Here is a 25590-nt window from a genome sequence, read left to right on the forward strand (position 1 = left end):
GCGCGTGATCGGTACGTCGCCACGCCGCAGGATTCTGCAGGCCCGGCAAGGGCTGCAACCAGTTCAAGGACTTGGCGGGCGATGGGGGCGATATCGACATGGCAGCATGCCGCTAGCCCCGCGTCGGGTAACGTACAATGACATCGTTTAGTCGCCGCGCGGGATGCATCGCGCGGGGGCGCCGTGGCTAAAGCCCGATCGCGAGTCTCAGCGTGACCGCCCGCGGTCGGATCGGAACGGTCTGCGTGGTCGTTGCCAGCGTGAAGGGATTGCCGAACCCGAAACTATTGCCGCGTCCATCGAGGAGATTGTCGATCGCGACCGACCAGTGTCGTGGTCCGTCGTCGAGCGTCGCGCCCGCGCCGATCGTGGCATAATCGCCTGCCGGCCGATCGAGCAGGGGATCGAAGCTCAACCGCGTCTGGCCGATATACCGCGCTGTGACATACCCGCTCGCCGGCATCCCGATCAGCGAGAACCGCCGCGTGATCCCCAGCCGCGCGGAATAATCGGGCACGACCGGCAGGCGACGATCGTCCTGCCCGGCGCGATCGTACGCGCGATCGTCGGCGGGTGATGTCAGTCGCGCGCGCTGGATCGTAGTGCCGAAGTCGATCGTGTAGGGCCGCGCGTCGAACCGCCCGCCGAACTCGACGCCGTAGTTCGTGGCATTCCCCGCATCGACCGTGCCGAACAACCCATCAGATCCGACGACGTCGCTGCGAAGATGCTCCCAGAACGATCCGAAGATCGCCCCGCTGAGACTGAGCCGATCGTCGAGGCCGTGGATGCGCCACCCCATCTCGATGCTCTGCAACTCATCGCCGGGGATGCGTTGCTCGGTGCTGATCGATGCCCGGGTGACACCGGCGGGACGGATCGCGCTGGCATAGCGTAGCCAGATCAGTCCGACGTCGTCGCGGTGCCAGCTGAGTGTGCCGCTCGGCGTGACGCCCAGCTTGGTGGTGCTCTGGTCGTCGGGACCTTGCTGTTCGATGTCGTTCACCGTCACGAAGCCGCGCAGACCGATCTTCAGGTCGAGCGTCGACGACAGACGTTGCGTGCCCTCGGCGAACATCGCCGCTTCGAACACCGCCTCCTTGTCGTCGCGCGCGATAACCGTGCTGGCGTCGGATTCGAAGCGGCCTTTCAGGCGGGTGGTCGCATGCAGGATCGACGCGCCGACGATCCAGGGGTGGCGTGCGGTCGGATCGCTCAGCCGGACCTCCTGCGTCACCAGCCGGATCGCGCGGTCCTCGACATAGGCGACCGGTGCGGTCGTGCCGAGCGCAGCGGCCATGACGCTCGCATCATAGGTGCTGCCGAATTCGTGCGATACAATCGAGGTGGTCGACTGCGCGTCGAGGCTGCCGATCGGGCCGTGAATATCGAGCGACCCGGACAGGAAATCATTGTCCTGCGGCTCGGCGATCGCCGTCGCGCGCGATAGCCCGCTGGTCGCATATTGGCTGTCGCGCGCATCGATCCGCTGGCCGATGCCGCTCATGGTCGCAGTCCAACCATCGCCGATCGCCCACCGCAGCGCTGCGCGGCCCCGCTGCGCGCGGTGCGGTTGACGTTGCGCGTGTTGCGACCGGTGTCGTCGATCCAGCCGGGCATGGTCTCGGTCCAGCCCGACGCACGCAACGCCAATGTACTGGTCACGATCGGCAGGTTGAGCGTGGCGTCGAGCGCACCACCGAATGCGCCATTGTTGATACCCGTCGCCTCGCCCGCGACATTGCCCGAGACGTCGTCGAGATCGGGTGCGGTCGTGACGATCCGGATCACGCCGCCTAGCGCACCGGTGCCGTAGAGCGTGCCCTGCGGTCCGCGTAGAATCTCGACACGGTCGATATCGACCATCCGGAGATCGGGATCGGGCGAGGAATAGCCGATCCGCGCATCGTCGAGATACAGGCTGACCAGCGACTGGCTGGTGCCGTTGAACGCACTGTCGGCGACCCCGCGCAGGAACACGCGGTCGCGGCCGGGGCCGAGATTGGTCGAGAAGGCGCCATCGGTGGTCGCGAGCAGATCGACCAAACCGCGCTTGCCGGCGAGCCGGTCGAGCGCGGGGCCGGCAAGGATGGTGATCGACGCAGGCAGGTCGGACAGGCGTTCGTCGCGCTTGCTGGCGGTGACGATAATGTCGCCGCCCTCGACGATCGGCGGTGCGACGGCATGCGCGGTTTTGGGAGAGCGGGGCAGGGGCTCGATCCGCCAGGTCGTCGCATCGACGCGGACCGCGCGCAGATGCGTTCCCGCGAGCAGTCTTTTCAGCGCCTGCGCGACGTCGTTGGCCCGCGTGATTTTGCGGGTCGGCGCATCGGGCAGCGCGCCGGCCATGCCGATCGAGATGCCGGTCTGGCGGGCCAGCGCATCGAGCGCGGTGCGCAGCGATCCGGCAGGCAGGACGATCGCGCGTGTCGGGTCGGTGCGCGCGGGGTCAGCGTGGGCCGGTGCGTTCGATATGGACGACACCATCAGCGCGGTGCAGGCGTAGCGGCAGCACCGCGCGAAGCTGATCGAGAAGCCGCGAGCCGTCGCCAATCGTCAAAACCCCGGAAAAAACGAGCCCGGCGGCAGACGGATCGACCACCAGCGGGGTCCGTGCATACCGCGATATATCGGCGACAACCAGCGGCAACGGCGCGCCGTCATAGTCCAGCCGCCCATCGGTCCAGTCCGCGACCGACGTCGGTGCGACCGTGCGACGTGCGGCGACCCCGGTGGCAGGATCGATGTCGAGCCGCTGACCTGCGGTCAATGTGGTCGATGTGCTGCCATCGTCGACGTGCGGCCCGACGCTGACGCTGCCCTCGGCGACCGCGACCGAGATTCGCCCCTGCGCATTGACGACCGCAAAGCGCGTGCCGACATCGCGGATGTCATAACCGCCGGCTCGGACGATCAACGTCCGCGTCGGATCGTGGCGCACGGAAAAGCTTGCCGCGCCGTCCGCGATCTCGATCAGCGGCGTCGTACCGCCCGACACCGACATGCGCGACCCACGATCGAGCCGCATCGAACTGCCATCGGCGAGCGTGACCGCGCGGGTGTTACCGGCGTCGGTCGCATAGGTCTGCACGCCGCTATCGGGGTCGGTTAACGTTGGCCCGACGAGCAGCAACGCCAGACCTGCGGCGAGGGCGCCGCCGGTCCCGGTCGCCATCCACCGCCAGCGGGTCGAGCGCGCTGGCGGGGCATGATGGGAAACGCCGTCGTCGTTCGCCGGCAGCAACGCGGCGATCGCGGGGGCCGCGGCGGCGATCTCGGCATCGAGCAGCGCGATCGAATCATAGGCGGCGCGGTGCGACGGATCGGCGTCGAGCCAGTCGCCGAAGCCCGCCCAGTCCATGTCGGGCGCATCGATCCGCGCGTGCCAGGTCGCCGCTGCGTCGATCGGATCCTGGGTCGTTGCATCCATCACGGCACCCTCGTTCCGAGCGGATGCCCCCCGCTCGCCTCATAGACGCCACCACGCGCCAGCCACCGCAGTCCGGCGCGAAAATCAATCATTTAGCGCCTTTCTGAGATGGCGGAGCGCGACTGCGATATGCTTTTCGACGGCGCTGCGGCTGATTCCGAATTCAGCGGCGACTTCGGCATGCGACAACCCGTCGATCTTGTGGCGGCGAAACACGCGCATCGCGCCCTCGGGCGGACCGGCGAGCGCGGCGGCGAGCTGCGCTATTCGCTGGCGTCCGGCGACCGCGTCGAACGCCGAGGGCGCGTCGTCGATCGCCTCAGCGCCTGCGGCCAGCCCCCGTAATTGTCGTCGTTGCCTCGACATAGCCGCTGTCGCGTCGCGCTCGCCGACCGTTCGCCCGCACGCGGTCGAGGACGATGTTCATGCCGATCCGGTGGAGATAAGCGAGCGGATTGGCGATCGGCCCCGTTATTGGCTGAGCGATGTGCAGCCAGATTTCCTGCACGACGTCCTCGGCTTCGGCGATGCTACCCGTCCGCCCGGTGAAGAACCGGACGAGCTGCGGGCGATGCGCCGCAAGTACCGCCGACAGACCGGCAGGCTGAAGAGGATCCGAGTCAGCTACGACGTCGCTCCGAATGTCATGCCCCGTTCGAACATGGTGGCTCTCTAGCGCCTTGCCGGATCGGAAGTCGCGTTTGAAATGGTGGCCGACGCAGTGGTCCGCACCGAACCGTCTTCCCCGGAAAGGGGCGGGGCGTCAGACTGCGGCACCGTAAAGTCATGCGATACCCGGCAAAAATCACTATACGCCGGCACAAGAGGAGCAGGACATGACGCACAAGGACGCGCTGGCGAAGGTGCCCGCGGTGACGCTGGGGTTCTGGATCGTCAAGATCCTCGCCACCACGTTCGGCGAGACCGCGGGCGACACCGTCAGCATGTCGATGAACCTCGGCTATCTGATCGGCACGGCGATCTTCCTGGCGATCCTGATCGTGCTGGTCTGGCGACAGATCGCCGCGCGCCGCTATCACCCGCTGCTATATTGGGCGACGATCATCGCCTCGACCACCGCGGGCACGACGATGGCGGACTTCGCGACGCGCTCGCTCGGGATCGGCTATGCCGGCGGGTCCGCGCTGCTGTTCGCGTGCGTGGTCGCGTCGCTGGCGGTGTGGCGGTCGGTGCTGGGATCGGTCGCGGTCGAGACCGTCCACGAACCGCGCGCGGAACTGTTCTACTGGATCACGATCACCTTTTCGCAGACGCTCGGCACCGCGCTGGGCGACTGGACCGCGGATACCGGCGGGTTGGGCTATGGTGGCGCGGCGGTGATCTTCGGCGCGATGCTGGTGGTGATTGCGGCGCTGTATGCGTGGACCGCGGTCGACCGCGTCCTGCTGTTCTGGAGCGCATTCATCCTGACACGTCCACTGGGCGCGGCGGTCGGCGATTTTCTCGACAAGCCGGTCGATCATGGCGGGCTCGCGTTCAGCCGGCCGCTGGCGTCGGCGGTCCTGGCAGTGGCGATCGTCGTACTGGTGCTGGCCCTGCCGTCGCAGCGTGCGCGTATCAGCCTCGGCGCAACCCGCTGATCATCCGCCACGCCAGGATGATCGCGACCGCGACCAGCAGCAGGGCCGCCGCCACGAACGACAGATAGAAGAGCGGCGCGCGCCACGGGGATGCCGCCACGGTCTGCGGCGTGTCGAGCACGCGGTCCTGCTCGATCCGCGTCGTCCGCGCCGGCGTGACGAAACGGGACGTTTCGTTGATGATGAAGGCAGGTGGCGCAATCGCGGTCATCGTCCTGTTCCTTGCTGATACCGTCGTGTGTGATCGATCGCGGTGTCGTTGCCGGCCCCGTAGAGCGCGAGCAGTGCGTCGAAATGATCGTCCATGGTCCGGACCGGGCGGCGGCGCTGCGCCGAGGTCTCGATCGTGCCGGCAACCGCCAGGATCGCCTCGGCGGCGTCCTGCGCATCGCCCGAGCGATACAGGGCGCCGTCGTTCGCGCAGGCGAGATCGGCCGCACCGCCGCGGTCGGGGGCGATCAGCGTCAGCCCCGACGCGATCGCCTCCGCCGCGACGAAGCAGAACGTCTCCGCCTCGCAGCCATGGATCAGCGCGTCGGCGCTCGCCATCAGGCGGGCGAGCGCGCCGCGATCGCGGACCGGTTCGAGCAGGCGGACGTGCGGATTGTCGCCGATCGCGTCGATCACCCGGCGTTGCCGCGCACCGCCGCCGATGATCAGCAGCCCGACCGGCGCCTGCGTGCCCGCGATCGCAGCGGCCTGCGCGACCATGTCCCAGCGTTTTTCTGGGGCATGGCGACCGACGCCGATCAGCAGCAGCGCATCCTCGCCGAGACCGCACAGCGCGAGCATCTCGCGGCGTAGCTCGGGATCGCGCAGCCGTGGCGAGAACTGGCCCGGCTCGACGCCCATCGGATCGGTCGTGACTTTGCGCAGACCGCCGTCGCGCAGGCGTTGCGTCAGGCTTTCGCTCGCGCTGACGATATGATCGAACTGCGCATCGAGCCGCCGCAGATGCCGCCAATACCAGTCGAACGCGCGATCGATCGCCTGCGTCGAGGCGACGTTGCCGAACCAGCGATAGGCATAGGCGGATAGCGGGTCGGCATGCGCGATCAGCGACAGCCGCGCGTGCGATCCCGACCGCGTCCGCCAGTCCGCGACCATCGAGGCGCTGCGCCACGGCGACGACACTTCGACGACATCTGCATCCTCTTCGTCGAGCATCGCGTGCAGCGCCTCGCGATCGGCGAAATAGCGATAGGAGCGGTCGAGCGGAAAGCGCGGCGAGCGTAGCCAGCGGACGCGCGCATTGGGGCCGCGCTGTTCTTGGCGGTCCTCCTCGCCAGGCGCGATCACGACGATCTCGTGACCGCGGTCGGCGAGCGCGACCAGTTTCCGGTCGATATAGGTCCGCACTCCGCCGCCGGTCGGGGTGTAGAACGCGCAGACGTCGACGATCTTCATGCCGCCATCGCCAACGGGACTGGCTCGGCGACCAGATCGGCATAGCGCGACACGGTGCGGCGTTCGGCGAGCGTGCTCAGCGTGCGGTCGATGCTGGTCAGCAGCGATTTCTTGGTGACGTCGCCGGGATGGACCGCAACGCGCATCGTCGGCATCCAGTCGGGCAGCGCGCGCGGCGGCGGCGACTGCGAGCGAACTGGCGGTGCGCGCAGGCGAACGGCTGGCCCAGGTCACGACAGGGCCGCGCGCGACGATCGCGCCGGTCCGCGGCTGCCAGACACGGAAATGATCCTCGGCGAGCGCGAAGTCGCAGGCTTTCAACGCGGCGTGCGCGCCCGGACCGTAGAGCCAGGCGGGGGCGATGAACCCGGCGACCGAGCGGCCGATCGCCTGTTCGACCATGTCGCGGCCGGCGCGCATTCGAATTTCAGCCTCGACAGCGTCGAGCCCGAGAAACTCGCCTTCGCCCGCGGTCATGTAGCGCGCCTTCAACGCGCTGGCGCCGCCGCGGTGTGCGCTGGAATCGCGGTGGAACCAGCCGTGGAGGAACATCTCGACGCCCGCATCCGCCCAGTCGCGCAGCCGCCGGACGAACGCGGGGGATTGGTCGAGGCGCGCGGCGCCCCAGTGATCGGGCACCACCAGCATCGCGAACCGCGGCCCGCCCAGGATCGCCTCGATCCGCTCGGCGAGCATCGCGATCGGCAGCGCGAAAGTTGGCGAGACATCGTGGATCGACACGACCAGGCGCTTGTCGGGAGGAGGCGCCCGCAACGGGGCCGGATCGGCGAATTCGGTCTGCACCATCGTATAGCTCTCGTTCGTCATGGCATCGCTGTTGACGGGACGGCACCGCGGATCTGCGTCCGCAGTCCTCACGCCGTGTGTGGCAAAAATTTATTTCACCGCAGCGACAGCCACGGCTGCGGGGGCCGCGAACGGCGGCGTCGTTGGGCCATGATCATGGTTTGCATGCCCGTCTCCCATCCCGCCGATGCGCGACCCGCGAGACTTCCCAGACCCCGTATCGTTCGAAGGAGCGCCGCATGAACGACATGCCGCTGACGATGACACCGTTGCCGCGCGTGCAACTGCCGCAGTTGACGCCGACGACCGTCCGCAAGAATTTCCTCGGCCGCTGGCTCGCGCCGTTATTGTCCGCCGCGATCCTGATCGCCGCCTTGTGGCAGCTGCGCGGGATCGACGTTCGCGAGATGCTGCGGATGGTGCCGCACTCGCCACTGTTCTGGACGATCTTCGCGCTCGGCTATCTGGTGACGCCGTTCAGCGAATGGGTGATCTATCGTCGCCTTTGGCAGCTCCCGCCCAGCGGAATCCTCGCACTGCTGCGCAAGCGGATCAGCAATGAGATCGTGCTCGGCTATTCGGGCGAGCTGTATTTCTACGGCTGGGCGCGGAAACACGCGACGATGGTCGGCACGCCGTTCGGTGCGATCAAGGACGTCTCGATCCTGTCCGCGGTGGTCGCCAACGTCTGCACCTTGGCGTTGGCCGTGGTCAGTTGGCAGGCGCTCGGCGCGCTGCATCTTGGCACCGATGCCAAGGTGATGACGATATCGGCGGCCAGCATGGCGATTCCGTCGCTCGTCACGCTCGTCCTGCGCAAGAAGCTGCTGACCCTGCCGCGTCCCGAATTGAGCCGGATCGCGGTCATCCATTTCCTTCGGATCGTCGCGACCACGCTGTTCGCCGCATTGCTGTGGGCGGCGGTGATGCCGGCCGCGCCGCTCGCCTGGTGGCTGGCGCTCGCGACGCTGCGCCTGCTCGTATCGCGGCTGCCGCTGCTGCCCAACAAGGACATCGTGTTCGCCGGGCTGGTCGCGTTCACCGTCGGGCGGACGTCGGACGTGACCGCGGTGCTAACGATGATCGCCGGCCTCTGGCTCATCACCCATCTGCTGCTCGGCGCTGCGCTGACCGCCGTCGAACTCGTGACCATGGAGCGTACCAAGTGATCCTGCTTGCCCTGCTGGCGCTGGCCGCTACGCTGCCCTCGACCCCGGCGCTTGGCACCGCCGAAGCGCGCTGCCGTCCGCACGAGCAAGGCCCTGCGCTGATCGTCGACGTCGATGGTCTCAAGGATCGCGTCGGCGTGGTGCGCGCCGAGCTCTATCCCGCGAAGGACGGCGATTTTCTCGCCGACGACAATGTGCTGATCGGGCAGGGCAAGGTGTTTCGCCGCGCGGTGCTCACCGTGCCTGCCGCAGGAACCGTGTCGCTGTGCCTGCGTGTCCCGGCGCCGGGTGCCTATGCGCTGAGCGTCGTCCATGCGCGTGACGGCGGGCACGGGTTCAGCCTGCTGCACGACGGCATCGGCTTTGCGAGCAATCCCCGGCTCGGCCATTCGAAGCCGCAGGCCGATCAGGCGACGGTCCTCGTCCATGATGGCCTGACCACCACGCATGTCGTGATGAACTATCGCAGCGGGCTGTTCTCGTTCGCGCCGCTCAAGCGCTAGCCGCGCCGCTTTTTCTACGTGTCTTCAAGAGGACGATATCATGCTTCGATATCTGATGGTGGCCGCTGCCGCCGTAACGCTGACCATCGCTCCCGCCGCCGCCATCCCGGCGGCGCACGACATCACGCTGATGACCTATAACGTGCACGGTCTGCCCTGGCCGATCGTCGAGGACCGCTCGACCGAATTGCAGGCGATCGGCGACCAATTGAAGGTCATGCGCGAGCGGCATGTCCAGCCTAGCATCGTCGCGGTGCAGGAGGCTTTCGTGCCCGAGGCCAAGGCAATCGGCCGGACCGCGGGCTATCGCTACGTCGCGTTCGGCCCCGCCGAGGATGCGGATGGCGCACGCGCCCCCGGCGACGACGGCTTCGTCGCGGACGGCAGCCGGCTGGTCGGCGAGCGGCTCGGCAAGCATGTCGACAGTGGACTGGCGATCTTCTCCGATTATCCGATCGTCGCGGTCCGCCGGATGGCCTATCCGGTGTGTGCCGGATACGACTGCCTCGCCAACAAGGGCGCGCTGGCGGCGCTGATCGCGGTGCCCGGCATTGCCACGCCGATCCTGGTGGTCGACACGCATCTGAATTCGAACGGCGCATCGGGCGCCCCCAACGCGAGGGCGATCTACGCCTATCGCCGGCAGCTCGACCTACTCTCGCGCTTCATCGCCTCGATGGGCGCGGGCGATCGGCCGGTGCTCGTGGCGGGAGATTTCAACGTTGGGCGCGATCTGGCGCGGCGCGCGCATTTCGATCTGCGGATGTTCGGGGGGAACGACTTGCTCCAGGCGGCTGCCGTGACATGCCGAACCGCGCCTGCGTGTCCAATTGCCGAGCCGCTGGCGATGGCGGAGTCGCTTGGCCGCGCGAAGGACTGGCTGATGTACCGCTCCTCGCCAACCGTCGGGATCACGCCGATCGCCTTGGCCGCCCCGTTCGGCCGTCGCGCGGATGGCTCGATGCTGTCGGATCACATCGGCATCGTCGCGCAATACCGGATAGAACGGCGCGTGGTGCCGCAGGCCACGGCGATGACCACCGCGAGCCGCTAGGCCGAGGGATCAGCCGGCCCTGAGCCACTGGCGCAGTACGGCGGTGACCTCGCCGGGGCGTTCGAGCGGCGCAAGATGACCGCAGGCACGCAACAGGTGGAATCGCGCCTCGGGGATTTGCAGCGAGAGCGACAGCGCGTCGTCGGGCGAGCAGATCCGGTCACGATCGCCAACCGCGACCAAGGTCGGGACATGGATCGCGGCGATCGCCTCGCTGATATCCGGCCGAGCGAGCAGCGCACGCTGCTGGCGTTCGAACACCACCGGGCCGACGCGGTCCGCCATCGCTTGCGCGGGGCCACTGACGATCGTGCTCAGCAGCGGATCGGCGTGCGGGGCGGTGGCGAGCATGCCCTGTCCCGCGACGGTGCGGGGCCGGACGTCCATCGATGCGCGCGTGCCGAACAGCGCGATCCGCTCGATCCGATCGGGCGCCTGGCGGACCATCTCCATCGCGACGTAGCCGCCGAGGCTGACCCCCGCGACCGCGAACCGCGGCGGTGCGCTGGCGAGCACGCGCGCGGCCATTTCGGAGAGCGTATCGTCCCGCGACAGGTCGCCGAAATCGACCTGTGCGACGGCGGCGAGGTCGACGATCTGGCGGGCCCAGAGCTGCCCGTCGCAGCCCATCGCGGGGAGCAGCATCAACGGTGTACGCGGTCGGACCATGCGAAATCTCCGGTAGCGGCGGGTTGCGGGGATGCTCACCTCAGGCGACGAACGGGAACGCGAGCGCGATCATGCCGACGATCGTCATCACGACGCAGACGGCGATCGCGGGCACGAGCGTGAAGCGCTGGTGATCGGCGAGGTCGATGCCGACCAGGCTGACCAGCAAATAGGTCGACGGCACCAGCGGGCTGAGCAGATGGACCGGCTGGCCCATCAGCGACGCGCGGGCGATCGCCTCGGGCGCGACGCCGTAATGCGCGCCGGCCTCGGCGAGGATCGGCAGCATCCCGAAATAGAACGCGTCGTTCGAGATGAAGAAGGTGAACGGCATGCTCAGCACCGCGGTGATCGGCGCCATGTACGGCCCGAGCGCGGGCGGGATCACGCCGACCACCGCCTTGCTCATCGCCTCGACCATGCCGGTGCCGCCGAGAATGCCGGTGAAGATGCCCGCCGCGAAGATCAGCGACACGACCGCCAGCACGTTGCCGGCATGCGCGGAGATGCGCTCCTTCTGGTCGGCGACGCCGGGATAGTTGACGATCATCGCGATCGCGAACGCCAGCATCATCAGCACCGACAAGGGGAGGATACCCCACACCAGCAACGTGAGCAGCGTGATGACGAGTGCGGCGTTGAACCAGATCAGCTTGGGGCGACGTGCCTCGGGATATTGCGAGACGGCCATGCCGGTGAACTCGGTATCGGCAGTGATGCCGGCTTCGCCCATCCGGACGCGCTCTTTCCGACCGAAATACACGGCGAGCCCGATCAGGAAGGCGAGGCCGGCGATCATGCCTGGGATCAGCGGCAGAAAGAGCGTCGCGGGATCGAGCTTCAGCGCACTTGCCGCGCGCGGTCGGCCCGCCCCACGGCGTCAGGTTCATGATCCCGCTCGTCGTCATCAACAGGCAGACGAGATATAGGCGATTCATGTTGAAGCGCTTGTAGAGCGGCAACAGCGCGGCGATCGTGATGATGTAGGTGGTCGACCCGTCGCCATCGAGGCTGACGAGCGCGCACAGCACGACCGTCCCGATCAGGATCCGCATCGGATCGCCGTGGACCATCCGGATCAGCCGTCCGACCAGCGGATCGAACAGGCCCGTGTCGGTCATCGTCGAGAAGAACAGGATCGCGAACAGCAGCATGACGCCGGTCGGCGCGAGGTTCTTGATGCCGTCGATCATCATCGGGCCGAGACCCGCGGCCTCACCCGCGAAGACGCCGAAGATCGACGGGATCACGATGAGCGCGACCAGCGGCGTCATCTTCTTGGTCATGATCAACGTCATGAACGTGGCGACCATTAGGAAGCCGAGCAGGGCAAGGTTCATCGCATCGTCCTAGAAAAGGGCGTGAATAGGGTTGGCGTAGTGTCGAATGCGGACGCCGAAGGTCGGTCGGTCCGGGTCGACGGACGCACTATCTTCTCCGTCATGCCGGGCTCGTTCCGGCATCCACGGTGCCGCGGAACCGAGAGATCTTGGCTTGCGGAACGGTGGACCCCGGAACCAGTCCGGGGTGACGGAGTGATCTTCGTACCATCAGCATCAGAACGTCACCCCGACGCGGGCGCTGAGCGTCTGGCCGCTGTCGTTGCCGACATAGTCGCCGGCGCGGTTGTCGGTGTTCCACTGGATCGCGTTCACCTGGAAGCGGGTGAAGGAGTTGAGGTACCAGTTGACGCCGACGGTCGCCGCCCAGCCGTCACCACCGGTCAGCAGATTGTCGAAATCGAGGCTTTCGTAGCGCGCGGTCAGCTCGATCGCGCCGACGCCGCCGTCGAACGTGGGCTTCAACACCTTGGGCTGGCCGAAGCTGCCGAGCCGCGGGTTGTACGGCGGCAGGTCGCCGGTCAGGAACAGGCCACCCGAGACGCTCCACGCCTTGCTGACGAAATCGGGACGCCCGCCGTCGAGCCGCGCGTTGCGGCGGCCCGCTTCGCCCATCACCCACAACGGCCCGCGATAGCCGCCGAGCTCGACGCCGTAGCCGGTCGTGCCGGTGCCGCCGATCAATGGTCCGGTAGACACGCGCAACGCGCCGTTGAAGCGGCCGCCGATCACGGTGTTGCGGGTCAGCGTGCCGGCGACCGACGATAGCGATTCGTCGAAGCCCCACGCGCCGATGTGAAGCACGCCGGTATCGGACTTGATCGGGTTCCAGTGCGCGCGGCCGAGCACCGTGCGGCTGTCGCCGACGGTCTGCGTGCCGTCGATCCGGTCGCCGGTGATCGTCACCGAGGCATGGCCGGTCTTCCAGAAGATGCGCGGCATCACGCCGATACCGTAAAAGCCGCGCTGCGGGATGATCGCGGTGGCGACCGTGGTGCGCTCGAGGAACGGGGTCGAGATCCGAGCCGGTCGAGCCTTCGAAGCCGCGATCGTTGAACAGGTGGCCGGCGCGAACGTCATAGTCGAGGCCCGGCTTGATCTTGTTGCGCCAGCCGACGAACGCGGTGACGACGTCGACCTCGTTCTCCGAGAAGTCGCTCTCGAACTGGTAGAAGAAATGCGTGCCGACGCCGCCTTCGAGGCCGAGGCGCAGCGCGCGCATGCCGGTCGTGGTGATGTTGCGGCCGTCGTACTTCGAGCCGAAGCTGGAGCTGACGTCGGTCAGGATGCGGCCGCGCGGCTTGAACGTGTAGACGCCGTCCGCCGAGTGGAAGACGGGCAGGCCGGCGCCCCATTCGGTGGTCACGCCCGACGGATTGTCGCGCGCGGCAACTGCCTGCGCGACGCTGCGATCGGCGGGGCCGGGAGGGCGAGCTGCGGCGCGAACGGCACGGTGCGACGCGGCTCGGTGTTCTGCGCGACTGCCTGCGGTGCGATTTGGACGGGCGGCACGGGCGCGGACACCTGCGCGACGGCGGCGTTGTTCTCCAGCCGGTCGAGCCGCGACTTCAGCGCGGCGATCTCAGCCGCCTGCGCACGCACCAGCGCGGCGAGGTCGGCATCGGTCGGAGCCTGCGCGAGTGCCGGGGTTGCTGCAATCAAGGCGAGTGCGGCGCACCCGGTACGGAAGAGGGTCATTGGGCTTTGGCTCCGGTGGCGAGGATCGCGGTCCAGTCGCGCAGGAAACGCTGGCGCTTGACGCGGTCGAGGTTGACGAGAAGTTGTGGCCCCACGCGGATCGGTCGCGCCTGGCTCGAGGGAAGACGGCGCGCGGCAACGTCGGTGCGGACCGGCCACAGGCTGCGCTTGGCGAGCAGCGACTGGCCCTCGCGCGACAGCAAGAAATCGAGGAACAGTTTCGCCGCCGCGGGGTGCGCGGCCTCGCGCGCGATGAACGCGATCCGCGACGTGACGATCGTATAGTCCTGGAGGAACGCGACGCCGATGCGGGGATCGGTCCGCGCGCGCTCCAGGGCATAAGAGCCGATGACGTTGTACGCGATCGCCTGCCGCCCCTCGGCGACGCCGCGCAGCATCGGCTCGCTGGTCCGCGACAGCACCGGCCTGGTCGCCGCGATCGCCTCCAGCAGCGACCGCGTATCGCGGGTGATCGCCATGTCCTCGGACAGGTACAGATAGCCGACGTTGGAGCGTGCCGGGTCGAATGTCGTGACGCGGCCGGTCAGCGCTCCCACGTTCTTTCGCAGCCATGTCTCCAGCGCGGCATGCGTGCGCGGCACCTGTCCGGCGGGCACGAGGCGCTTGTTGTAGACGATCCCGATCGGCTCCGCGGTGACGCCGAAGCCCATGTTCTTCCACACCGACACCGGCGGCAGCGCAGGCTTTTCGGGGCTCGCATAGCCTTGCGCGAAGCCGTCGTTGATCAGCTTCACCTGCAGGTCCATCGCCGACGACCAGACGAGATCGGCGGATAATTTCCTGGCGCGCGTTTCGGTGACGAAGCGGCGATACATCTCTGTCGAGCCCAGGTCCGCATACAGCACGGTGATGCCCGGATACCGCTTCCGGAACGCGACGACGACCGGGAGAAGTTCGGCGCGATCGGCATTGCCGTAGATCCGCACCTGCCGCTCGGCACGCGCGTCGGAGATCAACTGATCGTAGGATCGCGGATAGCCCGTCGGACGCTGCGCCACGAGCGGAGTCGCGGCGAAGCTCGTAGCCAGCAGTGCAATCTTCAGAAAAATTTGGGCCATCATCACTCTCCTCGCCTTCCGTCTCTGTGTTCGGATAGACTGCATCGGTGGAGTACGAACCGAACCTGTCACCAACCTTTCATGGTTTTTCATGCGCATCCTGCTGATCGAGGACGATGCGGCATTGGCGCGGAGCATCGGCGCGTTGCTGCGCGCGGGTGGCAATGCCGTCGACCATGTCGCGACCGGCGAGGACGCGCTGTCGGTGGTCGCGGGCGAGCCGTATGCGCTGGTGATCCTCGACGTCGGCCTGCCCGGCATCGATGGTTTCACCGTGCTGGAAATCTTGCGGCGTCGTGGCGAGCGCGTTCCCGTACTTATGCTCACCGCGCGCGACGCACTCGACGACAGGGTTCGCGGGCTCGATCTCGGCGCTGACGATTACCTCCGTAAACCGTTCGAGCCCGAGGAACTCGAGGCCCGCGTCCGCGCGCTCGGCCGGCGACGCGGCGGCGATCCGCTGCCGGTGCTCAGCGTCGGTACGCTGACGATCAACCGCTCGACCGGCGACGCCGACATCGCCGGTCGAGCACTGGACCTGCGCCGCCGCGAACGCGCGGTGCTGGAGGCACTCGCGACACGTGCCGGCCGGGTCGTCCCGCGCGAACTGCTGATCGGCGAGGTGTTCGGATTCGACGAGCCGGTCGGCGGCAACGCGATCGAAGTCCACGTCACCCGCCTGCGCACCAAGCTTGCGCCCGACGGCCCCGGCATCCGCACCGTGCGCGGCGTCGGCTACATGCTCGATGCCGGCTAAACCCCGCACTCCGGCGCTCAGGACGCGGTTGCTGGTAGCGGTGCTCGGCCCGTTGCTGGCGGCAGCGATCCTGATCGGCGTGGTCGGCGCGACGCTGATCGCCGACGTGGTCCGCCGAACCAACGACCGCGTGCTCGGCGGTGCGCTCGGCGCGATCGCGGAGACGGTGCAGGTCGAGCGCGGCGAGGTGACGCTCGATCTGCCCGCCGCCGCGTTCGGGATGCTGGAGAACACCGAGCGCGACAACGTCTATTACCGTGTCGCCGTGGGGAACGACCTGCTTACCGGCTATGCGGACCTCCCCGCGCCCGATCCTGCCACGCTCGCGATCGACGTGCCGCGCTACCGCTTCGCCCGCTACCGCGATCAGCAGATCCGCATCGCCGAAGTCCGCCGCGCGCTTCCACGCATCGACAAGCCCGTGATCGTCCAAATCGCCGAGACACTCGACAACCGCGGCGCATTGACCCGCCGCTTGATGCTCGCGCTGCTGATCGGCGAATGCGTCCTGGTCGGTGCGGCGGCGCTATTGCTCCGCCCCGCCTTAGGGTGGTCGCTGCGGCCACTCGCGCGCCTTCGCGGTGCCGTCGAAGCGCGCGACGAACGTGCGCGTCCGGATTTCTCGCGGCTCGACACTGGTCCGTTGCCGAGCGAACTCCGCCCGCTCGCCAGCGCGTTCGACCGTCTCCTTGCACAGCTCGACACCGCGACCGTCGGCGTCCGCCGCTTCACCGCCGACGCCTCACACCAGATGCGCACGCCGTTGTCGGTGCTGAAGGTCCAGGTTGCACTTGCCCGCCGCGGCTCCGACGCCGAACGCCGCGAGGCATTGGACGAGATCGCCGATGTCGCAGTCCGTCTCGAACGTCTGGTAACCCAACTCCTGGCGCTCGCGCGGGCCGAGGAAGCCGGCGTTTCGGCCCCGCTCGAAGCGGTCGATCTGCGCGAAGTCGCTTCTGCGGTCATCGCTCGTCAGATCAACCAGGCGATCAGGGCGGGTGTCGATCTGGTTCTCGAAAGTGACGTGCAAACCCAGTACATGGTCTCCGGTCACCGGACGCTGATCTTCGAAATCCTGTCGAACCTCATCGACAACGGCATCCGTTACAATCGGCGCGGCGGGATGGTGTCCGTTGCGTTGCAGGCGGATGATGCGCAGATCGCGGTCGTGGTCGCCGACGATGGCCCGGGGATTGCGCCAGCCTATCGCGAGAAGGTGTTCGACCGTTTTGTCCGGCTTGGCACCGCGAACAGCCCGGAGGGAAGTGGTCTCGGACTGGCGATCGTTAGGTCAGCGGCCACCCGTCTGACGGCGACCGTCGGATTTGTCGACGTCGACCGTGGTACGGCAATCGTCCTGCGGTTCGCTCCGCCTTTATCTTAATTCCGCACCCGTCGGCGACATGGGGGTCGCCCGACGGGTGCGGTTTAGCGTTCGCTTAGAGGACGCGGTTGATCAGGTTTTCGATCCGCTCCTGCTGGCCGGAGACCGGCTTCGGATCGATGCCGCGCTCGATCGCGAGGTCGGCGATCCCCGCCAAGTCGAGCACACCGATCGCGCCACCGAACTCACCGTCCCAGCCGGCATAGCGCTTGGTCTTGATCGCATCGATCCGGCCGTCTTCGATCAGCTTGGCGGCGTTGAGCAGGCCCTTCGCGACGACGTCGATCGCGCCGACATGACCGTAGAACAGGTCGGCCGGGTCCATGCTCTGGCGCCGCACCTTGGCGTCGAAGTTGAAGCCGCCGGTGGTGAACCCGCCCGCGCGGATGATCTCGAGATTGGCGAGCGTCAGTTCCTCGACCGAGTTCGGGAATTGATCGGTATCCCAGCCGTTCTGCGGATCCCCGCGATTGGCGTCGATCGAGCCGAAGATACCGAGCGCCGCGGCAGTCGCGATCTCATGTTCGAACGTGTGGCTGGCGAGCGTCGCGTGGTTCGCCTCGATGTTGACCTTGACCTCGTTCTCAAGGCCATAGCGCTTGAGGAAGCCGTACACGGTCGCGGTGTCGAAGTCGTACTGGTGCTTGGTCGGCTCGAACGGCTTGGGCTCGATCAGGATCGTGCCGGTGAAGCCGATCTTGTGCTTGTGCTCGACCACCAGGCTCAGGAAGCGGCCGAAATTGTCCAGCTCGCGCTTCATGTCGGTGTTGAGCAGGGTCTCGTAGCCCTCGCGACCGCCCCAAAGCACGTAGTTCTGGCCACCGAGACGGTGTGTCGCCTCGAGCGCATCGCGGACCTGCATCGCGCCGAACGCGAACACTTCCGGATCGGGGTTGGTCGCGCCGCCGGCGGCGAAGCGCGGGTGGCTGAACAGGTTGGCGGTGCCCCACAGGAGCTTGCGGCCCGTTGCGGCCTGGAGCTGTTCGAGATGGTCGACGGCTTCGGCAAAGAACTTCCGATGCTCGATGATGTTGGCGGCGTCGGCCATCACGTCGACGTCGTGGAAGCAGTAATAGGGCACGTCGAGCGTCTTGAAGAACTCGAACGCGACCTCGCGCTTCATCGCCGCAGCGGCGCTGTCGTTGGCGCCGCGGTGCCACGGGCGATCGAACGTGCCGCCGCCGAACACGTCGGAACCGGGCCAGCAGAAGGTGTGCCAGAAGCACGCGGCGAAGCGGAGGTGATCCTCCATCCGCTTGCCGAGGACCATCTTGTCCTTGTCGTAGAAGCGGTACGCCAGCTCGTTGGTGCTGTCGGGGCCCTCATATTTGATCTGGGGGATATCGGCGAAGAAGTCGGACATTGGGATTCCTACGATTTTGGGGTGATGCGGGAATAGGCTTGGCGGAACGCGGCCTTCTTCTCGGCGAGCGCCGAGACGAGGGCAGGGTCGGGGACGATGGTGTGCGAGACGGGGGCGCGACGCAGATTATGGCGGGGTCGCCGCCGTCGACGCCGAGCTGGGCAAGGCGTGCGGCGCCCAGCGCGGGGCCGACCTCGCCGCCCTGGAGATAAACGAGCTCGACCTCCATCGCCGCGGCGATCACCTGGCCCCAATAGCGCGAGCGGGCACCGCCGCCGATCACCGCGAGGCGTTCGACCGTCGTGCCCGCCTCACGCAACACGTCGAGGCCGTCGGCAAGCGCGAACGCAACGCCCTCCAGCACCGCCTGCGACAGGCGACCGGCATCGGTGTCGTTGTCGAGGCGGAGGAACGCGCCGCGCACCTCCGGGTCGTTATGCGGCGTGCGCTCGCCAGAGAGGTAGGGAAGGAAGATCTCGGGGCCACTGGCGGGACCAGCCGCCTCGGCGCGCGCGAACAGGTCGGCGGCACCGGCGGCTCCAATGATCCGCGCGACCCAGTCGATGCACGAGGCGGCCGACAGATGGACCGACATCTGGTGCCACATGCCGGGAAGCGCATGACAGAATGCGTGGACCGCGCGCTGGATTGGGGCGGAAATCCTTGGTCGCGACGAAGATCACACCCGACGTGCCGAGCGACAACAGCGCATCGCCGTCCTTGACCACCCCGACGCCGACCGCGCCTGCTGCATTGTCGCTGCCGCCTGCCGCGACCGGCACCTGCGGCATGCCCCAGAGTTCTGCGACCTCGGCAGTCAGCGTGCCGGTGATCGCCGACCCTTCGAACAAGGCCGGCATCTGCGCCTGCGTCAGTCCGCACGCGGCGAGGATCTCGTCGCTCCAGCAGCGGCCGCCGACGTCTAGCCACAAGGTGCCGGCGCTGTCGGACAGGTCCGATGCCTTGTCGCCGGTCATCAGCAACCGGACATAGTCCTTGGGCAACAACACCGTCGCGATCTTCGCAAAGACCTCGGGCTCATGCTCGCGGACCCACAGCAGCTTCGGCGCGGTGAAGCCCGGCATCGCGATGTTGCCCGAGATCGTGCGCAGATCGGGAACCGCGCGCTCCAGTGCCTCGCATTCGGCGAAGCAACGTCCGTCGTTCCACAGGATCGCGGGGCGGAGCGGCTTGTCGTCGGCGTCGAGCAAGGTCGCGCCGTGCATCTGGCCGGCGAGCCCGACGCCGCGCACCGAGCGGCGGACGCTCGGGTCGATCGCCTGGACCGCGGCGATCGTCGCCTTCCACCACGCATCGGGATCCTGTTCGGACCAGAGCGGATGCGGCCGCTGCACGGTCAGCGCGGCGGTACCCTGGCCCACCACGCTGCCATGCTCGTCGAGTACCACGGCCTTGACACCCGAGGTGCCGATATCGATTCCGAGGAACATCAGTTGACGAACGGATCGATGGTCGGGATCGAGCCATCGGGCGCGAACTTCAGTTCGGTCACCTTGACGTTGCGCAGGTGGTTCTTGTTGCTGAGCTGCGTGTCCGCATAGAACAGCCACCATTTCTTGTTCCATTCGATGATCGAATGGTGGCTGGTCCAGCCCTGTACCGGCTTCAGGATATGGCCGCGATAGGTGAACGGACCATAGGGGTTGTCGCCGGTCGCGTAGTTCAGGAAGTGCGTGTCGCCGGTCGAGTAGGTGTAGTAATATTTGCCGCCGCGCTTGAAGACCCAGGATGCCTCGAAAAAGCGGCGTTCATGGTCGCCGCCGAGCACGGGCTTGCCGGCTTCGTCGAGGATCTGGACGTCGCGCGGGGTCTCAGCGAAGCTCTTCATGTCGGGATTGAGCTTGGCGATCTTGCCCGAGAGTGCGGGCTGATCATCCTTGCCGAGATCGGTGTCCGAGCCGTTGGCGTCGAACTTGCCGTCCTTCCAGCGCTGGAGCTGGCCGCCCCAGATGCCGCCGAAATACATGTAGCTGGCGCCGTTCGCGTCGGTGAACACTGCGGGGTCCATCGAGAAGCTGCCGGCGATCGGCTTGGGATCGGCCTTGAACGGGCCGACCGGGCTCTTCGAGGTGGCGACGCCGATGCGGAACGTGCCGAGGCCGTTCTTGTCGAGCTGTTTGTCACGGACCGGGAAGTAGAGGAAATAGGTGCCGTTCTTGTAGGCTGCGTCGGGTGCCCACATCTGCTTCGACGCCCAGGGCACGTCCTTCACGTCGAGCGCGACGCCGTTGACCTTCACCGGGCCGCCGATCCGATCCATCGACAGCACGCGGTAGTCGCGCATCGCATATTGGTTGCCGAGATCGTCGTCGCCGATCGCCGCATCGATGTCATGGCTCGGATAGACGTAGATCTTGCCGTTGAACACGTGCGCCGAGGGATCGGCAGTGTAGATCGACGTCACCAGCGGCTGCGAGAGATAGCGCTTGCCGTCGGGACTGCGCGGTTCGGCCTTGGCCGTCTTCGGTGTAGGCGCTGGCGCGGTCTGGGCCAGCGCGACGCTGCCGACGAGCGCAAGCGACAGGCTCGCGGCAAGGGTGGGTATACGCAGTGGCATGGCCAGTCGATCCTTCCTAATTCAAGCGATCTTCTACGAGATCTGACTTCCGTCGTTTTGCGGAAATAGCGCTACCATAACAGTCTGTACGGGCCGGGCAAGGGGACTTGTGCCGCGTATGTTGCCGTGCGTCGACCGCGGCTTGGACGCGGGCGATGCTGCACAGGGCACCACGACGAAGGTCCAAAGTCGTCGGCCATTTCATGCGGCGAGCGGTTGCGCTAACGATATGACAAATGACCACTCCGCTTCCCACAGCCAAGCCATCACGCCGCGCCGGCGGTGCACCGACGATCAGCGACGTCGCGCGCCGCGCCGGTGTCTCGCCGATGACCGTCTCGCGCGTCATCAACGGCGAGAGCAACGTTCGCCCGGTCACGCGCGAGGCGGTCAACGCCGCGATCACCGCGCTGAACTATGCGCCCAACCCGGCCGCGCGCAGCCTGGCCGGGGCAGGGCAGACGCGGATCGGCCTGCTTTATAGCAACCCGAGCGCGGGCTTCCTCAGCGAGTTCCTTCTTGGCAGTCTCGACCAGGCGGCGCGCAGCGACGTCCAGATCATCGTCGAGAAATGCGACCTGGGCGAGCATGAACTCGAGGTTACACGGCATCTGATCGCGGGTGGAATCGATGGCATCGTCCTGCCGCCGCCGCTGTGCGAAGCCGAGGCGATCCTCGAACTGCTCGCCGAGGCGCGGATTCCGACGGTGTCGGTCGCCAGCGGCCGTCCGTCCGACGACGTCCTTGCGGTGCGGATCGACGATCGTGAGGCCGCGCTGACGATGACGCGGCACATCATGGCGCTGGGCCATCGCCGGATCGGCTTCATTACCGGCAACCCCAATCTCTCGGCGAGCGCGCGCCGTCTCGAAGGCTATGGCGCCGCATTGCAGGAGGCCGGGATCGCGGTCGACGAGACGCTGATCCAGTCTGGGCTCTATACCTATCGGTCGGGGCTCGATGCTGCCGAGGCGCTGCTCGCGCTGCCCGAACCACCGACCGCGATCTTCTCGTCCAACGACGACATGGCCGCCGCCACCGTCGCGGTCGCGCATCGCCGCGGGCTCGATGTGCCGGGCGATCTGACGGTGTGCGGGTTCGACGACACGATCATGTCGACCGCGATCTGGCCCGAGTTGACGACGATCTACCAGCCGATCGCGGACATGGCGCGAGATCGCGGTCGAGATGCTGGTCGCGGCGATTCGTCGCCCCAGCGGTATCGTCCCCGCGGATCGCCACCGGCTGCTCGATTATACGCTGATCCGCCGCCAATCGGATGCTGCGCCACGGCGGCGTCCGCGCGCGGACGTGGGATGAGCCACGCGGTGTAAGACGGAAATTCGCAGGGCAGACGGCAGCGGAGCACGCTTGACGTCGGCACAGGAGATGGTAGCGATACCAGCATAAATGGACGCCGACGGATCGGTGATCGTTCGACAGGAGAGTTTTGCGTGCAACGGCAACCGGTTCGGCCCTTCCGATCGCGTGACTGGTTCGCGGACCCCGCGCGCTCGGACATGACCGCGCTCTATCTCGAACGTTTCATGAACTCTGGCCTGACGCCTGCGGAATTGCGCTCCGGGCGGCCGATCATCGGCATCGCGCAGACCGGCAGCGACCTGTCGCCGTGCAACCGCATCCATCTCGATCTCGCGCGCCGCGTTCGCGACGGCATCCGCGACGCGGGCGGGATCGCGATGGAATTCCCGGTCCATCCGATCTTCGAGAATTGCCGCCGGCCGACCGCCGCGCTCGATCGCAACCTCGCTTATCTCGGGCTGGTCGAGACGCTGTACGGTTATCCGATCGACGCGGTCGTGCTGACCACCGGGTGCGACAAGACCACGCCGTCGGGGATCATGGCTGCGTCGACCGTCGATATCCCCGCGATCGTGCTGTCGGGCGGACCGATGCTCGACGGCTGGCACGAGGGCGAGCTGGTCGGATCGGGTACCGTCATCTGGCGCTCGCGCCGCAAGCTCGCGGCGGGCGAGATCGACGAGGAGGAGTTCCTCCAGCGCGCGACCGACAGTGCGCCGTCGGCCGGGCATTGCAACACGATGGGCACCGCCTCGACGATGAACGCGGTCGCCGAGGCACTCGGCCTGTCGCTGACCGGCTGCGCGGCGATCCCCGCGCCCTACCGCGAGCGCGGCCAGTTCGCGTACGAGACCGGGCGGCGGATCGTCGACATGGCGTATGAGGACCTGCGGCCCTCGCAGATCCTCAGCCGCGAAAGCTTCCTCAACGCGATCCGCGTCGTGACCGCGATCGGCGGGTCGTCGAACGCGCAGCCGCACATCCATGCGATGGCGAAGCATGCGGGGATCGAGATCACCGCCGCCGACTGGTCCGATCACGGCTATGACCTGCCGCTGCTGGTCGACGTCCAGCCGGCCGGACGTTTCCTCGGCGAACGCTTCCACCGTGCGGGCGGCGTGCCTGCGGTGCTGAGCGAGCTGCTCGCGGCGGGCAAGCTCGATGGCGACTGCCTGACCGTCACCGGCCGGACGCTGGCGGAGAACATCACCGGCCGCGTCGCCACCGACCGCGAGGTGATCCGCGCCTACGACACGCCGCTGAAGGAGCAGGCCGGTTTCCTGGTGCTGTCGGGCAATCTGTTCGACGTCGCGATCATGAAGACCAGCGTGATCTCGCCCGCCTTTCGTGCGCGCTATCTCGAGCGATCGGGTGCCGAGGACGTTTTCGAATCGCGCGCGATCGTGTTCGAGGGCTCGGACGATTATCACCACCGGATCAACGATCCCGCGCTCGACATCGACGAGGACTGCATCCTCGTGATCCGCGGCGCCGGGCCGATCGGCTGGCCGGGCTCGGCCGAGGTCGTCAACATGCAACCGCCCGATCACCTGATCCAGCGCGGCATCATGACGCTGCCGACGCTGGGCGACGGGCGCCAGTCGGGGACGTCGGACAGTCCGTCGATCCTGAACGCGAGCCCCGAAAGCGCGGTTGGCGGCGGGCTTTCGTGGCTGCGGACCGGCGACATCATCCGCATCGACCTGAAAGCAGGGCGGTGCGACGCGCTGGTCGACGATGACGAGATCGCGCGGCGGCGTGGCGAGCCAGCACCACCGGTGCCAGCGAGCAACACGCCGTGGGAGGAGCTGTACCGCGAGAAGACGGGGCAGCTTGCCGATGGCGCGGTGCTCGACTTCGCGGTCAAGTACCGCGGTATCGCGGCGCGGACGCCGCGGCATAATCACTGACCGGTTCGACGAACAAACCCAAAGACGACACCAGGCCGCAACGGTCGGCGCACAGGAGAGGAACATCATGGCGAATATGCACAGCGGAGATCCGGGAGCCGGACTACAGGGGAGCGCCGCGGTCAATCATGGCTTCATCGCCGCGATCGTCGCGGTGGCGACGATCGGCGGCTTCATGTTCGGCTATGATTCGGGTGTGATCAACGGCACGCAAAAGGGCCTGGAGGCGGCGTTCGGTCTCGGTCGGCTCGGAATCGGGGTCAATGTCGGGGCGATCCTGGTCGGCTCGGCTGTCGGTGCGTTCGGCGCCGGGCGGATGGCCGACGCGATCGGTCGCCGCAACGTCATGATGCTCGCCGCTGCGCTTTTCCTGTTCAGCGCGCTGCTCGCCGGTGCTGCGACGGGCTCGGAAATCTTCATTTTCGCACGGATCATCGGCGGCCTTGGCGTCGGTGCGGCTAGTGTCATCTCGCCGGTCTACATTTCCGAAGTCACGCCAGCCTCGATCCGCGGCCGCCTGTCGAGCGTGCAGCAGGTCATGATCATCTCCGGCCTGACCGGCGCGTTCGTCGCGAACTTCGCGCTCGCCCGCTATGCCGGCGGCTCGACCGCGGATTTCTGGCTCGGCTATCCCGCCTGGCGCTGGATGTTCTGGCTGCAGGCGATCCCGGCGGCGATCTATTTCTTCGCGCTGCTCGTGATCCCGGAAAGCCCGCGCTTCCTGGTCGCTAAGGGTCGCGAAGCCGAGGCGCACGTCGTCCTCACGCGGCTGTTCGGCAGCGACGAGGCGGACCGCAAGGTCGTCGAGATCCGGGGCTCGCTCGCCGCCGATCATCACAAGCCCAAGCTCAGCGATCTGGTCGACAAGACCACCGGCAAGATCCGTCCGATCCTGTGGGCGGGCATCGGCCTGGCCGTGTTCCAGCAGCTCGTCGGCATCAACGTCGTGTTCTATTACGGCGCGGTGCTGTGGGAAGCGGTCGGTTTCACCGAGGACAACGCGCTGCAGATCAACATCCTGTCGGGCGTGCTGTCGATCGCGGCCTGCCTGTTCACGATCGCGACGGTCGACAAGATCGGTCGCAAGCCGCTGCTGCTGGTCGGCTCGGCCGGCATGGCGGTGACACTGGCAGTGGTCGCCTATGCGTTCTCAACCGCGGTGACCGGCGCGGACGGCGCGGTATCGCTGCCCGGCCACAACGGCATGATCGCGCTGATCGCGGCCAATCTGTACGTCATCTTCTTCAACGCCAGCTGGGGTCCGGTGATGTGGGTGATGCTCGGCGAGATGTTCCCGAACCAGATCCGCGGATCGGGTCTGGCGGTGTCGGGCTTCGCGCAATGGATCGCCAACGCGGCGATCTCGGTCAGCTTCCCCGCGCTGGCGGTGTCGCCTGGCCTGGCGGTGACCTATGCGGGTTACGCGTTCTTCGCGGCGGTCTCGTTCTTCTTTGTGAAGGCGCTGGTCAACGAAACGCGCGGTCGCGAACTCGAGGACATGAGCGGCTGATCGAGAGA

20 protein-coding genes and 4 pseudogenes are annotated in these 25590 nt (G+C 67.1%); 9 read left to right on the forward strand and 15 right to left on the reverse strand.

The genetic code is table 11. The features are described 5' to 3' along the window. Nucleotides 1-187: 187 nt before the first annotated feature. From QP181_RS02105 to QP181_RS02125, 5 genes are all read right to left on the reverse strand, one after another. Nucleotides 188-1507, reverse strand: coding sequence for a TonB-dependent receptor (locus QP181_RS02105; protein WP_333927399.1), 1320 nt, complete (start codon nt 1505-1507; stop codon nt 188-190). Continuing rightward, the gene (locus QP181_RS02110) at nt 1504-2553 is read right to left on the reverse strand and encodes a TonB-dependent receptor plug domain-containing protein (RefSeq protein WP_333927400.1); all 1050 of its coding nucleotides are present in this window, start codon (nt 2551-2553) and stop codon (nt 1504-1506) included. Before QP181_RS02110 ends, QP181_RS02105 begins: the two co-directional genes overlap by 4 nt. Next, nucleotides 2450-3430 carry a FecR family protein gene (locus QP181_RS02115; RefSeq protein WP_333927401.1) on the reverse strand — a complete coding sequence of 327 codons (981 nt, stop codon included), beginning with the start codon at nt 3428-3430 and terminating at the stop codon, nt 2450-2452. Before QP181_RS02115 ends, QP181_RS02110 begins: the two co-directional genes overlap by 104 nt. Before the next feature lie 84 nt (nt 3431-3514). Next, nucleotides 3515-3796, reverse strand: a complete 282-nt coding sequence (locus QP181_RS02120) for an RNA polymerase sigma factor (RefSeq protein WP_333927402.1) — start codon at nt 3794-3796, stop codon at nt 3515-3517. Then, nucleotides 3750-4073, reverse strand: coding sequence for an RNA polymerase sigma factor (locus QP181_RS02125; protein ID WP_333929526.1), 324 nt, complete (start codon nt 4071-4073; stop codon nt 3750-3752). Before QP181_RS02125 ends, QP181_RS02120 begins: the two co-directional genes overlap by 47 nt. A gap of 193 nt (nt 4074-4266) precedes the next feature. Here QP181_RS02125 and QP181_RS02130 point away from each other — a divergent pair, with 193 nt between their 5' ends. Further along, nucleotides 4267-5031 (forward strand): COG4705 family protein, encoded by a 765-nt coding sequence (locus QP181_RS02130; protein ID WP_333927403.1) that lies wholly within the window; start codon nt 4267-4269, stop codon nt 5029-5031. Here the strand turns inward: QP181_RS02130 and QP181_RS02135 are convergent. Next, on the reverse strand, nt 5009-5242 hold the full coding sequence (locus QP181_RS02135) for a hypothetical protein (RefSeq protein ID WP_332755092.1): 234 nt from the start codon (nt 5240-5242) through the stop codon (nt 5009-5011). The two genes, QP181_RS02130 and QP181_RS02135, sit on opposite strands and share 23 nt — an antisense overlap. Then, nucleotides 5239-7266 (reverse strand): DUF2334 domain-containing protein, encoded by a 2028-nt coding sequence (locus QP181_RS02140; protein ID WP_333927404.1) that lies wholly within the window; start codon nt 7264-7266, stop codon nt 5239-5241. Before QP181_RS02140 ends, QP181_RS02135 begins: the two co-directional genes overlap by 4 nt. A gap of 218 nt (nt 7267-7484) precedes the next feature. Between QP181_RS02140 and QP181_RS02145 the strand changes: the two genes are divergently transcribed. Genes QP181_RS02145 through QP181_RS02155 form a run of 3 tightly spaced genes read left to right on the forward strand, consistent with a single transcriptional unit; the run spans nt 7485 to nt 9971 of the window. Next, entirely contained in the window at nt 7485-8414 is a 930-nt protein-coding gene (locus tag QP181_RS02145; protein WP_333927405.1) for a hypothetical protein, read from the forward strand. Next, nucleotides 8411-8917: a DUF2141 domain-containing protein gene (locus QP181_RS02150; RefSeq protein WP_333927406.1), complete on the forward strand. Its 507-nt coding sequence runs from the start codon at nt 8411-8413 to the stop codon at nt 8915-8917. Before QP181_RS02145 ends, QP181_RS02150 begins: the two co-directional genes overlap by 4 nt. A 40-nt stretch (nt 8918-8957) precedes the next feature. Beyond that, the gene (locus tag QP181_RS02155; protein ID WP_333927407.1) at nt 8958-9971 is read left to right on the forward strand and encodes an endonuclease/exonuclease/phosphatase family protein; all 1014 of its coding nucleotides are present in this window, start codon (nt 8958-8960) and stop codon (nt 9969-9971) included. A 9-nt stretch (nt 9972-9980) separates the two neighbouring features. Here the strand turns inward: QP181_RS02155 and QP181_RS02160 are convergent, their stop codons facing one another. The 5 genes and pseudogenes from QP181_RS02160 to QP181_RS02180 form a co-directional block, all read right to left on the reverse strand. Further along, nucleotides 9981-10640, reverse strand: coding sequence for an alpha/beta fold hydrolase (locus QP181_RS02160; protein ID WP_333927408.1), 660 nt, complete (start codon nt 10638-10640; stop codon nt 9981-9983). A 40-nt stretch (nt 10641-10680) separates the two neighbouring features. Next, entirely contained in the window at nt 10681-11484 is an 804-nt protein-coding gene (locus QP181_RS02165; protein ID WP_333929527.1) for a citrate:proton symporter, read from the reverse strand. 76 nt (nt 11485-11560) lie between these two features. Further along, nucleotides 11561-11980: pseudogene (locus tag QP181_RS02170) on the reverse strand (SLC13 family permease); the annotation flags it as partial. 216 nt (nt 11981-12196) lie between these two features. After that, nucleotides 12197-13678, reverse strand: a pseudogene (locus QP181_RS02175) (OprO/OprP family phosphate-selective porin). Continuing rightward, nucleotides 13675-14757 carry an ABC transporter substrate-binding protein gene (locus tag QP181_RS02180; RefSeq protein ID WP_333927409.1) on the reverse strand — a complete coding sequence of 361 codons (1083 nt, stop codon included), beginning with the start codon at nt 14755-14757 and terminating at the stop codon, nt 13675-13677. Before QP181_RS02180 ends, QP181_RS02175 begins: the two are co-directional and overlap by 4 nt. Nucleotides 14758-14848: 91 nt before the next feature. Here QP181_RS02180 and QP181_RS02185 point away from each other — a divergent pair, with 91 nt between their 5' ends. Both QP181_RS02185 and QP181_RS02190 read left to right on the forward strand, forming a co-directional pair. Then, complete coding sequence (locus QP181_RS02185) at nt 14849-15514, forward strand: response regulator transcription factor (RefSeq protein WP_332755083.1); 666 nt, start codon at nt 14849-14851, stop codon at nt 15512-15514. After that, nucleotides 15504-16898, forward strand: a complete 1395-nt coding sequence (locus tag QP181_RS02190; RefSeq protein WP_333927410.1) for a sensor histidine kinase — start codon at nt 15504-15506, stop codon at nt 16896-16898. The genes QP181_RS02185 and QP181_RS02190 overlap by 11 nt, the downstream gene beginning before the upstream one ends. A 55-nt stretch (nt 16899-16953) precedes the next feature. Here QP181_RS02190 and xylA read toward each other — a convergent pair whose 3' ends face one another. The 3 genes and pseudogenes from xylA to QP181_RS02205 form a co-directional block, all read right to left on the reverse strand. Continuing rightward, on the reverse strand, nt 16954-18261 hold the full coding sequence (gene xylA / locus QP181_RS02195; RefSeq protein ID WP_333927411.1) for a xylose isomerase: 1308 nt from the start codon (nt 18259-18261) through the stop codon (nt 16954-16956). Between the two features lie 8 nt (nt 18262-18269). After that, nucleotides 18270-19712 (reverse strand): annotated as a pseudogene (xylB, locus tag QP181_RS02200) (xylulokinase). Further along, a complete protein-coding gene (locus QP181_RS02205) occupies nt 19712-20839 on the reverse strand; it encodes a glycoside hydrolase family 43 protein (RefSeq protein ID WP_333927412.1) in 1128 nt (375 codons plus the stop codon). The pseudogene xylB and the gene QP181_RS02205 overlap by 1 nt, the downstream one beginning before the upstream one ends. A gap of 236 nt (nt 20840-21075) precedes the next feature. Between QP181_RS02205 and QP181_RS02210 the strand changes: the two are divergent. From QP181_RS02210 to QP181_RS02220, 3 genes and pseudogenes are all read left to right on the forward strand, one after another. Continuing rightward, nucleotides 21076-22159, forward strand: a pseudogene (locus tag QP181_RS02210) (LacI family DNA-binding transcriptional regulator). A gap of 134 nt (nt 22160-22293) precedes the next feature. Continuing rightward, nucleotides 22294-24072, forward strand: a complete 1779-nt coding sequence (locus QP181_RS02215; protein ID WP_333927413.1) for an IlvD/Edd family dehydratase — start codon at nt 22294-22296, stop codon at nt 24070-24072. Between the two features lie 76 nt (nt 24073-24148). Beyond that, nucleotides 24149-25582 carry a sugar porter family MFS transporter gene (locus tag QP181_RS02220; protein ID WP_333929528.1) on the forward strand — a complete coding sequence of 478 codons (1434 nt, stop codon included), beginning with the start codon at nt 24149-24151 and terminating at the stop codon, nt 25580-25582. Nucleotides 25583-25590: the final 8 nt, after the last annotated feature.

The organism is Sphingomonas sp. LR55 (assembly GCF_036856015.1).
GTDB lineage: Bacteria > Pseudomonadota > Alphaproteobacteria > Sphingomonadales > Sphingomonadaceae > Sphingomonas.

Coding starts and splice junctions, on each gene's coding strand:
- QP181_RS02105 (WP_333927399.1), bottom strand. CDS start 1,507: ATGAGCGGCATCGGCCAGCGGATCGATGCGCGCGACAGCCAATATGCG.
- QP181_RS02115 (WP_333927401.1), bottom strand. CDS start 3,430: ATGGATGCAACGACCCAGGATCCGATCGACGCAGCGGCGACCTGGCAC.
- QP181_RS02120 (WP_333927402.1), bottom strand. CDS start 3,796: ATGTCGAGGCAACGACGACAATTACGGGGGCTGGCCGCAGGCGCTGAG.
- QP181_RS02130 (WP_333927403.1), top strand. CDS start 4,267: ATGACGCACAAGGACGCGCTGGCGAAGGTGCCCGCGGTGACGCTGGGG.
- QP181_RS02135 (WP_332755092.1), bottom strand. CDS start 5,242: ATGACCGCGATTGCGCCACCTGCCTTCATCATCAACGAAACGTCCCGT.
- QP181_RS02140 (WP_333927404.1), bottom strand. CDS start 7,266: ATGACGAACGAGAGCTATACGATGGTGCAGACCGAATTCGCCGATCCG.
- QP181_RS02145 (WP_333927405.1), top strand. CDS start 7,485: ATGAACGACATGCCGCTGACGATGACACCGTTGCCGCGCGTGCAACTG.
- QP181_RS02155 (WP_333927407.1), top strand. CDS start 8,958: ATGCTTCGATATCTGATGGTGGCCGCTGCCGCCGTAACGCTGACCATC.
- QP181_RS02160 (WP_333927408.1), bottom strand. CDS start 10,640: ATGGTCCGACCGCGTACACCGTTGATGCTGCTCCCCGCGATGGGCTGC.
- QP181_RS02180 (WP_333927409.1), bottom strand. CDS start 14,757: ATGGCCCAAATTTTTCTGAAGATTGCACTGCTGGCTACGAGCTTCGCC.
- QP181_RS02185 (WP_332755083.1), top strand. CDS start 14,849: ATGCGCATCCTGCTGATCGAGGACGATGCGGCATTGGCGCGGAGCATC.
- QP181_RS02190 (WP_333927410.1), top strand. CDS start 15,504: ATGCCGGCTAAACCCCGCACTCCGGCGCTCAGGACGCGGTTGCTGGTA.
- xylA (WP_333927411.1), bottom strand. CDS start 18,261: ATGTCCGACTTCTTCGCCGATATCCCCCAGATCAAATATGAGGGCCCC.
- QP181_RS02205 (WP_333927412.1), bottom strand. CDS start 20,839: ATGCCACTGCGTATACCCACCCTTGCCGCGAGCCTGTCGCTTGCGCTC.
- QP181_RS02220 (WP_333929528.1), top strand. CDS start 24,149: ATGCACAGCGGAGATCCGGGAGCCGGACTACAGGGGAGCGCCGCGGTC.